Origin of the sequence: Pseudofrankia saprophytica (assembly GCF_000235425.2) — a bacterium.
In the GTDB taxonomy this organism is placed as follows: domain Bacteria; phylum Actinomycetota; class Actinomycetes; order Frankiales; family Frankiaceae; genus Pseudofrankia; species Pseudofrankia saprophytica.
In genome coordinates, this window is record NZ_KI912267.1 from 225629 (window position 1) to 238279 (window position 12651).

Sequence of the window (12651 nt, forward strand, 5' to 3'; positions counted from 1 at the left end):
CAGCGGACCGGCCGACGAGCCGTAGCCGAACCGCTGGCGCGCCCAGCCGGCCCAGGTGGCGCGCGGCCGGTGGTGCACGACGGCCGCCGGCTCGTAGCGGACCGACCAGCCGGCGCCGACGATCCGCCAGACGAGGTCGACGTCCTCGCCGTAGCGCATCGCCGGGTCGAAACCGACCAGCTCGCGGCGGATCAGCAACACCGCCGACGGCACGTACGAGACCCGCGAGCCGGGCCGGACGCCGGCCGGACGCGGCCCGAGGTCCAGCGGCGAGCGGGCGCTCTCGTAGCGCGCCAGCAGCCCGGCCCGGGCACCCGGCGGCACCGGCGACGCGACCCGCGGCGCGACCGCCCCCACGGCGGGGTCCGCGAGGTGTCCGAGCAGCACGCCGAACCAGTCGGAGTCCGGCGGGAGCACATCCGGCGAAAGCACGTCCTGCGGGAGCACGTCCGCGTCGCAGAACAGGACCAGCGGAGTCATCGCGGCCGCCGCGCCCGCCAGCCTGGCGGCCGCCGGACCGAGCGGGCGTTCGTGGCGCAGCACCCGCGCGCCGGCGGCGGCCGCGGCCGCGGCGGTGCCGTCGGTCGAGCCGTCGTCGACGACGATCACCTCGGCGCAGCGGCCGGCGAGTGCCGCGATCAGCCGTCCAAGCCCCTGGGCGTGGTTACGGACCGGCAGGACGGCCGTCACGCCGGCGGCGCACCCCGGCGACGGCGGCGGCGGGGCCGGATGCGCCAGGCCGGCCTCGACGAGCCGGCGGGCGAGCGCGCCCGCGCCCGGCCCGGCCTCCCCCACCGGCTGGCCGGCCAGCAGCGCTTCCCAAACACCGCCACCAGCGGCGGACAACGTCAGCAGACACAGTGGTGAACCACCTAACAACACCTTTCCGCGCGACAGAACGGAGGTTTCCGGGTCACACTGCACATGAAAGTCAGCTGGCAGCGGCAGCACTCGACTCACAGGAGGAAACGGTATGGACTCGTCGGCCCCGACGACGGACATCGCGCTTGCCGGCACGGAGACCAGCGCCACGGTCGAGCCGATCGTGGAGGACCTCCTCGTCGAGGACGTCTCCATCGACGGCATGTGCGGCGTCTACTGATGACTCCTGGGACAACGGCCGCCGAGCGTGCGAAGGAAGAGCATTTTCGCACGCCCTTTGGCCAGACCCCCCGCGGATGACCGGCACGACACCCGTGGGCGCGCCGGACGGCGCGCCCACCTCCGCCCCGACCCCGGCGCACGCCCTCGCCCGGCCGTCGGGGGCGTCCTTCGACCCGGCGCGGCCATACCGGCTGCACCCGAAGGTCGCCCTGCGCCCGGAGCGTTTCGGCGCGCTGGCCTACTCGTACGACACCCGCCGGCTGTCGCTGCTCAAGGACGTCGACCTGGTCGCCGTCGTCCGCGCGCTCGCCGACGCGCCGTCGGCTGGCGACGCGCTGGCCGCCGTGCCGGCCGCCAAGCGCCCCGCCGTCGAACGCGCGCTCGCCCGGCTCGTCGAGACCGGATTCGTCCAGCCACGCTGAGCCCAGCCACGCTGACTCGCCCAGCCACGCCGATGCGCCCCGTCACACCGATTCGCCCCGCCACGCCGACCGGCTCAGAACCACTTCCGCCCAGCCCCAGCCCCAGCCCGACGGAGGCGACAGTGAGCATCACCGACCTGGCCCGGCCGAGCGCGGGTGTGCCCGCGGCCGTTACCGCCGCCCTCGCGTCCTCGGCGCCGGCACTCACGCCGGCGCCGGCGAGCGCCTCGCTGCAGCAGGAGCTGCTGCGCGGGCTTCAGGCGCCGATCTGCCTGACCTGGGAGTGGACGTACGCCTGCAACCTGCAGTGCGTGCACTGCCTGTCGTCGTCCGGCCGGCGCGACCCGCGCGAGCTCGACACGGCCCAGATGCGCTCGGTCGTCGACCAGCTGGCCGACCTGCAGGTCTTCTACGTCAACGTCGGCGGCGGCGAGCCGATGACCAGGCCCGACTTCTTCGAGGTGCTGGAGTACTCCGTCGACCACGGCGTCGGGGTGAAGTTCTCCACCAACGGCGGCATGATCGACGCGGAGAAGGCCCGCCGGCTCGCGGCGCTGGACTACGTCGACATCCAGATCTCGCTGGACGGCGCCGACGCGATGACCAACGACCCGGTCCGCGGCCTCGGCTCCTACGACCGGGCGCGCAATGCGATGGCGCACCTGGCCGACGCCGGCTTCGGCGCCTTCAAGCTGTCGGTGGTCGTCACCCGGCACAACGTCGGCCAGCTGGACTCGTTCGCCGCGCTGGCCGCCGACCACGGCGCCGAGCTGCGGGTCACCCGGCTGCGCCCGTCCGGGCGCGGCCAGGACTCGTGGGCACAGCTGCACCCGACCGCCGCGCAGCAGCGCGACCTGCACGGCTGGCTGCTCGCCCGGCCCGACGTGCTCACCGGGGACTCGTTCTTCCACCTCGCCGCCTATGGCCAGGCGCTGCCGGGCCTGAACCTGTGCGGCGCGGGCCGGGTGGTCTGCCTGATCGACCCGGTGGGCGACGTCTACGCCTGCCCGTTCGCGCTGCACGAGCACTTCCGCGCCGGCAGCGTGCTCGACGAGGGCGGGTTCGCGCGGGTGTGGCGGTCCTCCGACCTGTTCACCGAGCTGCGCGAGCCCGACAACCCCGGCGCGTGCACCTCGTGCGGCCACTACGACGCCTGCCAGGGCGGCTGCATGGCGGCGAAGTTCTTCACCGGCCTGCCGCTGGACGGCCCCGACCCGGAATGCGTGCTCGGCCACGGCGAGGCGGCGCTGGCCGCCGTCAACCCGGACAGCCTGCCGATCATCGACAACGACCACAGCAAGCGCCGCCGCCTGCCTCTCAGCGTCCTTTGACCGTGCCGCGGCGGGTCGTGCTGCTGATCGGGATGGGGGTCGGCGACCCGGAGTCGCTCACGCACGCGGCCAGCCGCGCGCTGGCCAGCGCCGACGTCCTGTTCACCGTCGACAAGGGCGAGGCGAAGGCCGACCTGAACGCGCTGCGTGCCCGGGTCTGCGCCGCGTACGCCGGGCCCGGTCTGCGGGTCGTCGAGGTCGACGAGCCGGAGCGGGACCGGGCGCCCGCCGACTACCAGGCCGAGGTGCGCCGCTGGCACGCCGCGCGCGCGGCGGTCTGGGCCAAGGCCCTGCTCACGGAGCTCGACGAGGGCGGCCGGGGCGCGTTCCTGGTGTGGGGCGACCCGGCGCTCTACGACAGCTCGCTGCGCATCCTCGACGACATCCGGGAACGCGGGCTGGTCGACGTCGACGTCCAGGTGGTTCCCGGCATCTCCAGCGTGCAGGCGCTGACCGCGCGGCACCGGATCCCGCTGAACACCGTCGGCGGGTCGGTCCACATCACCACCGGCCGGCGGCTGGCGGCCGAGGCGGCTGGCCTCGACTCCGTCGTCGTCATGCTCGACGGCGCCGCGGCCTGGCAGGGCCTCGACGCGGCCGACTGGGACATCTACTGGGGCGCCTACCTCGGCGGGGACGACGAGATCGCGCTCGCCGGCCCGCTCGCCGAGCTCAGCGCCCGGATCGCGGCCGTCAAGCGCGAGGCCCGCGCCCGCAAGGGCTGGATCATGGACGTGTACCTCCTGCGACGTCGGCGGTAAGGATCTCCGCCGGATCCGCTGACAGGTCGGCGGTCCGCGAGGTTCCGGGCGCCGTGCTCACCACCCCGTCGTGATGGCGGGGGGTGAAGACCGTGCCGGTCTCGCGGTCCCAGCAGGTCCTGGACGAGCCGACGATGAGCAGGGTGCGCATGTTGACGTGGTCCGCGCACAGGTCGGCGAGCCGGATCACCTCGACCCGCTCGCCGGGGCCGCCGACCGCCCGCCCCACGACGACGGGGGTGTCGGGGTCGCGATGCTCCAGCAGGCAGACGCGGACCTCGTCGATGTGGTCCCGCCGGGTCTTCGAGCCGGGGTTGTAGAGCGCGAGCGCCAGGTCGGCCGCCGCGGCGGCGCTCAGCCGGCGCAGGACCAGCGACCAGGGCTTGAGCTGGTCGGACAGGGACACGACGCAGTAGTCGTGGCCCAGCGGCGCGCCCACCCGGGCGGCGACGGCGTTCGCCGCCGTGACCCCGGGCAGCACGTGGACCGGCACGTCCGCGTAGCCGCCCTCGGCGCGCGCCTCCAGCACCGCCGACGCCATCGCGAACACCCCCGGGTCACCGGAGGAGACGACGGCGACGCCGCGGCCGCGGCGCGCCAGGTCGAGCGCGAAGACGGCCCGTTCGGCCTCCACCCGGTTGTCCGTGAGGTGCCGGCGCTGACCCGGCCGGTCGGGGACGCGCCGGACGTAGGTCCGGTACCCGACGACGTCGTCGGCCGCCGCCAGGGCCGCGGCCGACTCCGGCGTGAGCCACTCGACGCCGGCGGGCCCGAGCCCGACGACCGTGACGGAGCCGGTGACAGGGCCCGTGACAGGGCCCGTCTCGGCACCGGCATCGGCGGGCCGGGCGCCGCCGGCCGCGGCCTGGGCCAGAGACGTGCCTGGGCCGACGGCCGCTTCCGCGGCAGGGGATGCGCCGGCGCCGGGCACGAGCACCATCGACATGTACGGGACGTCCTCGTCCGCGGCCAGGTCGCGCAGCGCGGTGACCCGCTCGCCCTCCCGGCTGGCCTGGCTGACGAGCAGGGCGCCGTCGAGCCGCCCCGCGCCGCCGAGCGCCCGGCGCACCCCGTCGAGGTCGCCCCGCACCTTCATCAGCGCGAGCCCGTCCGCCTCGCCGGCCAGCTGGCGCAGCCGGTCGGCCGGCATCCTCGCCGGGAGCACCGCGAGCGTCTGCTCCCCGGTGACCAGGGCGACGCCCGCCGCGGCGGCGGTCGCCGACACGGACGTGACGCCCGGGATGATCACGCAGCGGAACCTCGGGGTGAGCCGGCGCTGCATGTGGGTGAACGAGCTGTAGAGCGTCGGGTCGCCCTCGGCGAGCAGCACGACGTCCCGGCCGGCGGCCAGGTGCGCGGCCAGGCGCGCCGCGGACTGCTCGTAGAACTCGTCGATCGCCCCCTGGTAGCCGCCCGGGTGGTCCGTCCCGCCGCGGGTGACGGGGTAGACGAGCTCCTCCTCGACGGCGCCGGCGGGGAGGTAGGGCGCCGCGCTGGCCCGGGCGAGCGACCGGCCCCGCCTGCCCGCGTGGTACGCGACGACCTCGGCCCGCCCGATCAGCCGGGCGGCCTTCACCGTCACCAGCTCCGGGTCCCCGGGGCCGACCCCGACGCCGTACAGCGTGCCGGTGCCCGGCCCGGGCCCGGCGGGCGAAGTGGTCACAGTGCCTCCGAGGCGATCGCGTTGACGGCGGCGACCGTCATCGCGCTGCCGCCGCGGCGGCCGTGCACGACGAGGTAGGGCAGGCCGAACGGGTTGTCGGCGAGGGCGCGCTTGGACTCGGCCGCGCCCACGAAACCGACCGGCAGGCCGAGGACGGCGGCCGGCCGGGGCGCGCCGGCACCCAGCATCTCGAGCAGGTGGAACAGCGCCGTCGGGGCGTTCCCGACGGCGACGACGGCGCCGGCGAGCCGGTCGCGCCACAGCTCCAGGGCCGCCGCGGACCGTGTGGTGCCAAGACGGGCGGCGAGCTCCGGAACGCCTGGGTCGCCGAGCGCGCAGATGATCTCGTTGTCGGCGGGCAGCCGGCGCCGGGTGATCCCGCTGGCGACCATCTGCGCGTCGCACAGCACCGGCGCCCCGGACCGCAGCGCGGCGCGGGCGGCGCCGACCAGACCGGGGCTGGCCTCGACGTCCGCGGGCAGGTCGACCATGCCGCAGGCGTGGATCATCCGGACGACGACGTGTTCCAGGTCGGCCGGAAAGGCCGCGAGGTCCGCCTCGGCGCGGATCGTCGCGAACGACCGCCGGTAGATCGCCGCCCCGTCGCGCTCGTAGTCGTAGCGCGGGCTGGTATCGGTCACCATCGGGACTCCTTCGGTTCGACGCCCGCGTCGCGGACCAGATAGCCGGCGGCGCCGGCGACGACCTCCACGTGCGGACCGGACGGCTGTCCGCAGCGGCGGGCACAGCCGCTCCAGTGCGCCCGGACGCCCGACGAGGCCGACGAGGCCGACGGCGCGGCGTCGACCGGGGTGACGAGGCCGGCGGCGACCGCGCGGGCGGCGTCGGCCCGCACGTCCGCGAGCGCGCTCGCGCAGCCGGGACGGCCGGCGCAGGCGGTGACCCTCGTCCACATCGACGCCGGGTCGGTGACCAGGCCCGCCCGCCGCGCGCGGGCGGCGAAGGACGACGGGTCCATCAGGCAGGGTACGACGACCGACCGCCACGGGGTGATCCGTAGCGGCGGCTCGTCACGAGGCCTGGCCTGGTCTCGACCGCCGCCCGGGCAGGCGGCCGCGGCGACGGCCGCGAGCAGGTCGGCCGCCGGGCGCGTCAGCCGGCCGAGGGGAACGTGAACGGCGGCGGCATGCCCTCCGTCCGGACGTCGCCAGACCCCGACCGGGTGCGTGGCCGGCCGCGGGGCCGGGCGGAGCACGGCGGCCCGACCGGCTCGCAGCCCGGCGGCGAGCTCCGCGCCGCCGTCGGGGAGGTCGCGGACCCGCCAGAGAGAGTGGTTGCCCCCGGTACCTCCGGGGGCGGCGGCACGCAGGAAGGCGCGCGCCGCGGCCAGCAGCTCGCCGACCACGCCGGCGTCGTCGACCGCCACGCCGGCCGGGCCGACCCACCAGTGCCCCGCCGCGGCGGGCGCGGCCCAGGCGTCCGGCGCGAGGGCCGCGATGTCACCGGTTCCGTCGTCCAGGCCGAACAGGAAGCGGCCGGACAGCCCGGCGAGTTCCGGGTCGGCGCACAGCGCCTCGTCGAGCCCACGTACCAGGTCCTCCAGCCGCGCGGCCGCCGCGGCACCGCCGCCGCCCGCCGCCGCGGCACCGCCGCCGCCCGCCGGCGGCGCACCGTCGCCGGCGCCGCCGTCAGCGCTGGCGCCGGCGCCGGCGCCGGTCAGACCCGCGAAGGGCGAGGCGACGATGTTGCGGACCCGTTCGTGCGTGGCCGACGGCAGCAGGCCGAGCTCGGCGACCCGGTCGGCCAGCTCGACTCGCCGACCCCCCGGCACGCCGCGCAGCTGCAGGTTTCCGCGGGAGGTGAGCTCGACCGCGCCGTGCTCGCCGAAGGACGCGGCCAGCGCGGCGAGCGCCGCCAGCGTCCCGCCGTCGACGAGGCCTCCCGGCAGCCGGATCCTGGCCAGCCCGCCGTCGGCCGCCTCGTGCAGGACGAGGGCACCGGGGCAGCGGTCGGCCCGGGGCCGCCCGGGGCTCACGGCGCGCGCCCCTCGAGGTCTCCCTCCGCACGCAGGTAGACGTCGCGCAGCGCGTCCAGGGTCGCCTGCGCGGGCGCCTCCCACAGCCCGCGGTCGACGGCCTCCAGCAGCCGCTCGGCGATGCCGTGCAGCGCCCATGGGTTCGCGTCCGCCAGGAACTTCTGGTTCTCCTCGTCCAGGACGTACGCCTGGGTGACGGCCTCGTACATCCAGTCGGCCACCACGCCCGCGGTCGCGTCGTAGCCGAACAGGTAGTCCACGGTCGCGGCCAGCTCGAAGGCGCCCTTGTAGCCGTGACGGCGCATCGAGGCGATCCAGCGCGGGTTCACGACCCGGGCGCGCACGACCCGGGCCATCTCCTCGCCGAGGGTGCGGGTCCGCACCGCGTCGGGCCGGGTCGAGTCGCCGATGTAGGCCCGGGGACCGCGCCCGGTCAGCGCCCGCACCGTCGCGATCATGCCGCCGTGGTACTGGAAGTAGTCGTCGGAGTCGGCGATGTCGTGCTCGAGGCTGTCGGTGTTCTTCACCGCCACGCTGATCCGCCGGTACGCCGCCTCCATGTCGTCGCGGGCTGGCCGGCCGTCGAGGCCGCGGCCGTAGGCGAACCCGCCCCACGCCGCGTACACCTCGGCCAGGTCGCCGTCGTCGTGCCAGGTGCCGGCGTCGACCAGCGGGAGCAGCCCGGCGCCGTACGCGCCCGGCTTCGAGCCGAAGACGCGGGTGGTGGCCCGGCGCCGGTCCCCGTGCTCGGCCGTGTCGGCCTCGGCGTGCGCCCGGACGTAGTTGTGCTCGGGGTCCTCGTCGAGGTCGGCGACGAGCCGGACCGCGTCGTCGAGCAGGTCGACGACGTGCGGGAACGCGTCGCGGAAGAACCCGGAGATCCGGACGGTGACGTCGATGCGGGGCCGGCCGAGCTCGGCGAGCCCGATCGGCTCCAGCCCGTGCACCCGCCGGGACGCCTCGTCCCACAGCGGGGCGACGCCGAGCAGCGCGAGGATCTCCGCGACGTCGTCCCCCGACGTCCGCATCGCCGACGTGCCCCAGGCGGACAGGCCGACCGAGCGCGGGTACTCGCCGGTGTCAGCGAGGTGGCGGGCCAGCAGCGAGTCGGCCATCGCCCGGCCGGTCTCCCAGGCCAGCGGGCTCGGGACCGCGCGCGGGTCGACGGCGTAGAAGTTGCGCCCGGTCGGCAGGACGTTGACCAGGCCGCGCAGCGGCGAGCCGCTCGGCCCGGCGGGAACGTAACCGCCGGCGAGCGCGTGCAGGGTCCGGTCGATCTCGTCGGTGGTCCTGGCGAGCCTCGGCACGACCTCGGTGGCCGCGAACGTCAGCACGGCGGCCACCGCGTCCCGGTCGACGTCGTCCCCGCCCGCGGAATCGTCGAGGTCATCGAGGACCTCGCCGAGGATCTCCGTGACCACCTCCGGGACGGCCGTCGGTTCCCAGCCGCGGTCCTCCAGTCCGGCGACGAGCGCCCGCGCGACGGCCTCGACCGTGTCGGTGCGCACCGTCCCCTCCGCCTCGTCGAGGCCGAGCGCCTGGCGCAGCCCCGGCAGCGCGACGGCCCCGCCCCACAGCTGGCGCGCGCGCAGCATCGACAGCACCAGGTTGATCCTGGCCTCGCCGGTCGGCGCCAGGCCCAGGACGTGCAGGCCGTCGCGGATCTGCGCGTCCTTGATCTCGCAGAGCCAGCCGTCGACGTGCAGGATGAACTCGTCGAACTCGGCGTCGTGCGGCCGGTCGGCGAGGCCGAGGTCGTGGTCGAGCTTCGCCGCCTCGATGAGCGTCCAGATCTGCGCGCGGATCGCGGGGAGCTTCGCCGGGTCCATCGCGGCGATCTGCGCGTGCTCGTCGAGCAGGCGCTCCAGGCGGGCGATGTCGCCGTAGCTGTCGGCCCTGGCCATCGGCGGGACGAGATGGTCGACGACGGTGGCGTGCGCCCGCCGCTTCGCCTGCGTGCCCTCGCCCGGGTCGTTGACGAGGAACGGGTAGACCAGCGGAAGGTCGCCGAGCGCGGCGTCCGGCGCGCAGCCGGCGGACAGCGCCGCCGCCTTGCCGGGCAGCCATTCGAGGTTGCCGTGCTTGCCGACGTGCACCACGGCGTGCGCGCCGAACCCCGTCCCGAGCCCCGTGCCGAGCCCCTTCCCGACCCCCGCCCCGAGCCCGGCTCCGGGCGCCTCCGGGCCGTGGCGCAGCCAGTGGTAGGCCGCCAGGTAGTGGTGGCTCGGCGGCAGGTCGGGGTCGTGGTAGATGGCGATCGGGTTCTGCCCGAACCCGCGCGGCGGCTGGATGAGGATCACGACGTTGCCGGCGGTGAGGGTGGCGAGCACGATCTCGCCGTCCGCGTCGGCCGACCGGTCGACGAACAGGTCGCCGGGTGCCGGGCCCCAGTGCTCCTCGACGGCGGCGCGCAGCTCGGCCGGCAGCGTCTCGAACCAGGTGCGGTAGACGGTGGCGGGAATGCGGACGGGGTTGCCCGCGAGCTGTTCGGCCGTCAGCCAGTCCTCGTCCTGGCCGCCGGCCGCGATGAGGCCGTGGATGAGCGCGTCCCCGTCGTCCGCGGCGAGGCCGGGCAGGGCTCCAGGGCCGTCCGCGGGGCCGACGTCGTAGCCGGCGGCCCGCATCGCCCGCAGCAGCGCGAGCACGCTGGCGGGGGTGTCGAGGCCGACGGCGTTGCCGATCCGCGCGTGCTTCGTCGGGTAGGCCGACAGCATCAGCGCGATCCGCTTGTCGGCGTTTGGGACGTGGCGCAGCCGGGCGTGGCGGACCGCGAGGCCGGCGACCCGGGCCGCCCGTTCCTGGTCGGGCACGTAGCGGGTCAGGCCGTCGGCGTCGATCTCCTTGAAGGAGAACGGGACGGTGATGATCCGTCCGTCGAACTCGGGGATGGCGACCTGGGTGGCGGTGTCCAGCGGCGAGAGGCCGTCGTCGCTCGCCTCCCACTGGGACCGCGACGACGTCACGGCCAGCGCCTGCAGGATCGGGACGTCCAGGTCGGCGAGCGCGCCGATGTCCCAGTCCTCGTCGCGCCCGCCCGCCCCGACCTCGGCGGGGATCGCGCCGGACCCTGCGCCGCCGGCCGCCAGCACCGTCGTCACCAGCGTGTCCGCCTGGCCGAGCTCGGCGAGCAGTTCGGCGTCGGCGGTGCGCAGCGACGCGCAGAAGATCGGCAGCGCCCGGCCACCGGCCGCCTCGACGGCGTCGGCGAGCGCGTCCACGAACGCGGTGTTGCCGGCCAGCTCGTGCGCCCGGTAGTACAGGATCGCGACGGTCGGCCGCGGCGCGAGGATCGCGACGGCCGGATCCGGGGCGGATCCGGGCCTGGGCCGGACGCCCCAGGCCGGGGTCGGCACCGGCGGGTCGAAGCCGAGGCCGGTGAGCAGCAGCGCGTCGGACAGGAAACGGGCCAGCTGGCGCAGGTTGTCGACGCCGCCGTGGGCGAGGTAGGCGTGCGCCTGCGCCGCCACCCCGGCGGGCACCGAGGACAGTTCCATCAGCTCGGCGTCGGGGACGAGCTCCCCGCTGAGCACCACCAGCGGCAGGCCGCCGGCAAGCAGCGCGTCGACGCCGTCCGGCCAGGTCCGCCGGCCGCCGAGCAGCCGCAGGACGACGACGTCGGCGCCATCGAGCAGCCGCGGCAGGTCGGCGGCGTCGAGGCGCGCCGGGTTGGCCAGCCGGTAGTCCTCCCCGGTGGCGCGGGCGCACGACAGGTCGGTGTCGGACGTCGACAGCAGCACGATCACGGACGGCTCCCCAGGTCTGGCGAAGATCCACGCGGGTGGGCGGGCCTCGGCGCGGGCGTGATGCCCCGCGCGAGGCCTGCGAGAACGGGCGGGTCGGGAGCGGGCGTCGGGCTCGGCGGACCGCCGGGTGGGACAGTCTCGAGGCCGGCCGGCGGGCCGTCGGTGAGCAGCTTCAGCAGCACGCCGGTGTCGAGGTGGTCGCCGACGAGGTCGCCGAGGAGGTCGAGGCGACGTTCCCGGACGGCCGCGAAGGAGACCTCGCCGCGTGGCCGCCACGGCGAGCCGGTGGCCGCCGCGACGTCGGCGAGGAACGCCCGGCGGAAGCCGTCGTTCTCCAGCGCGCCGTGCCAGGTCGTGCCCCAGACCGCGCCGGCCCGGCAGCCGTCGAGGAACGGCTCGCCGCCGTGCACGGTCGCCACCCCGTGGTGGATCTCGTAGCCGCGCACGGGCTGGCCGTAGGCGACGCCGCTGGGGTGGCCCAGGGTCTTGTCCGTGGCGAAGCGGACGGTGACCGGCAGCAGCCCGAGGCCGTCGACGCGGCCCGCGCCGCTCTCCACGTCGTCGACGATCGTCGCGGCGAGCATCTGGTAGCCGCCGCAGACGCCGAGCACCGGCCGCCCGGCCGCCGCCCGGCGCGCGAGCGCCCCGTCCAGGCCACGCCGGCGCAGCCAGCCCAGGTCCGCCACCGTCGACCGGGTGCCCGGAAGCACGACGAGGTCGGCCGTGTCGAGGTCCTCGGGCCGGTCGGCGTAGCGCACCGCGACGCCGGGCTCGGCGGCGAGCGCGTCGAGATCGGTGAAGTTGCTCAGGAACGGCAGCCGCACGGCCGTCACCCGAAGCGGGCCGTCCGGGTCGCCCCGGGTCTCGCCGGGCGCGGGCAGGCCGAGCGAGTCCTCCACGTCGAGCCCGAGTCCGTCGCGCCACGGCAGCACCCCGAGCGTGGGCCGGCCGGTGAGCGCCCGCAGCATGTCGAGCCCCGGTTCCAGCAGGGCGCGCTCGCCGCGGAACTTGTTGACGACGAACCCGGCGACCAGCGCCTGGTCGGCCGGTTCCAGCAACGCGAGGGTGCCGTACATCGCGGCGAACACCCCGCCGCGGTCGATGTCACCCACGACGATCGTCGGCAGGCCGGCGGCCCTGGCCAGGCCCATGTTCGCGATGTCGGTCGCCCGCAGGTTGATCTCGGCCGGGCTGCCGGCGCCCTCGCAGACCACCACGTCGAACCGGGAGCGCAGGTCGGCGAGGCTCGCGAGCACCTCGCCGAACAGCCGGCCCTTCAGCGCGCGGTAGTCGAGCGCGCCCGCCTCCGCGACCGGCCGGCCGCGCAGCACGACCTGGCTGCGGTGCCCGGCGCCCGGCTTGAGCAGCACCGGGTTCATCGCCCCCTCCGGCTCCACGCCGGCGGCGGCGGCCTGCATCACCTGGGCGCGGCCGATCTCCGCGCCGTCGGCGGTCACCCACGAGTTCAGCGACATGTTCTGCGCCTTGAACGGGGCCACCCGCACGCCCTGGCGGGCAAGCCACCGGCAGATCCCCGCGGTCAGCACCGACTTGCCCGCGTCCGAGGTGGTCCCGGCGACGAGCAGCGCGCCGCGCGCCCCGGTCATGTGGCGCTCCGGCGCGGCGAGCCA

General features: G+C 76.1%; 10 protein-coding genes. 4 read left to right on the forward strand and 6 right to left on the reverse strand.

The window, feature by feature from the left end; all coding sequences use genetic code 11:
- The coding region (locus FRCN3DRAFT_RS0235505; RefSeq protein ID WP_232794349.1) for a glycosyltransferase at positions 1 to 882 on the reverse strand (882 nt) is incomplete at its 3' end.
- A 91-nt stretch (positions 883 to 973) separates the two neighbouring features.
- Between FRCN3DRAFT_RS0235505 and mftA the strand changes: the two genes are divergently transcribed.
- From mftA to cobF, 4 genes are all read left to right on the forward strand, one after another.
- Positions 974 to 1102 carry a mycofactocin precursor MftA gene (gene mftA / locus FRCN3DRAFT_RS50805; protein ID WP_007520315.1) on the forward strand — a complete coding sequence of 43 codons (129 nt, stop codon included), beginning with the start codon at positions 974 to 976 and terminating at the stop codon, positions 1100 to 1102.
- 76 nt (positions 1103 to 1178) lie between these two features.
- Positions 1179 to 1526 carry a mycofactocin biosynthesis chaperone MftB gene (gene mftB / locus FRCN3DRAFT_RS0235515; protein ID WP_007520314.1) on the forward strand — a complete coding sequence of 116 codons (348 nt, stop codon included), beginning with the start codon at positions 1179 to 1181 and terminating at the stop codon, positions 1524 to 1526.
- 158 nt (positions 1527 to 1684) lie between these two features.
- Positions 1685 to 2857 (forward strand): mycofactocin radical SAM maturase, encoded by a 1173-nt coding sequence (mftC, locus tag FRCN3DRAFT_RS0235520; RefSeq protein WP_425343364.1) that lies wholly within the window; start codon positions 1685 to 1687, stop codon positions 2855 to 2857.
- A 2-nt stretch (positions 2858 to 2859) separates the two neighbouring features.
- On the forward strand, positions 2860 to 3618 hold the full coding sequence (gene cobF, locus FRCN3DRAFT_RS0235525) for a precorrin-6A synthase (deacetylating) (protein ID WP_007520310.1): 759 nt from the start codon (positions 2860 to 2862) through the stop codon (positions 3616 to 3618).
- Here the strand turns inward: cobF and cobJ are convergent.
- Genes cobJ through FRCN3DRAFT_RS0235550 form a run of 5 tightly spaced genes read right to left on the reverse strand, consistent with a single transcriptional unit; the run spans position 3584 to position 12627 of the window.
- Positions 3584 to 5281, reverse strand: a complete 1698-nt coding sequence (cobJ, locus tag FRCN3DRAFT_RS0235530; RefSeq protein WP_007520308.1) for a precorrin-3B C(17)-methyltransferase — start codon at positions 5279 to 5281, stop codon at positions 3584 to 3586. The genes cobF and cobJ overlap by 35 nt on opposite strands.
- Entirely contained in the window at positions 5278 to 5925 is a 648-nt protein-coding gene (locus tag FRCN3DRAFT_RS0235535; RefSeq protein ID WP_007520307.1) for a precorrin-8X methylmutase, read from the reverse strand. The genes cobJ and FRCN3DRAFT_RS0235535 overlap by 4 nt, the downstream gene beginning before the upstream one ends.
- Positions 5919 to 7277: a nitrite reductase gene (locus FRCN3DRAFT_RS0235540; RefSeq protein ID WP_027141236.1), complete on the reverse strand. Its 1359-nt coding sequence runs from the start codon at positions 7275 to 7277 to the stop codon at positions 5919 to 5921. Before FRCN3DRAFT_RS0235540 ends, FRCN3DRAFT_RS0235535 begins: the two co-directional genes overlap by 7 nt.
- Entirely contained in the window at positions 7274 to 11020 is a 3747-nt protein-coding gene (locus FRCN3DRAFT_RS0235545; RefSeq protein ID WP_007520414.1) for a cobaltochelatase subunit CobN, read from the reverse strand. The genes FRCN3DRAFT_RS0235540 and FRCN3DRAFT_RS0235545 overlap by 4 nt, the downstream gene beginning before the upstream one ends.
- Positions 11017 to 12627, reverse strand: a complete 1611-nt coding sequence (locus tag FRCN3DRAFT_RS0235550) for a cobyric acid synthase (protein ID WP_007520412.1) — start codon at positions 12625 to 12627, stop codon at positions 11017 to 11019. Before FRCN3DRAFT_RS0235550 ends, FRCN3DRAFT_RS0235545 begins: the two co-directional genes overlap by 4 nt.
- Positions 12628 to 12651: the final 24 nt, after the last annotated feature.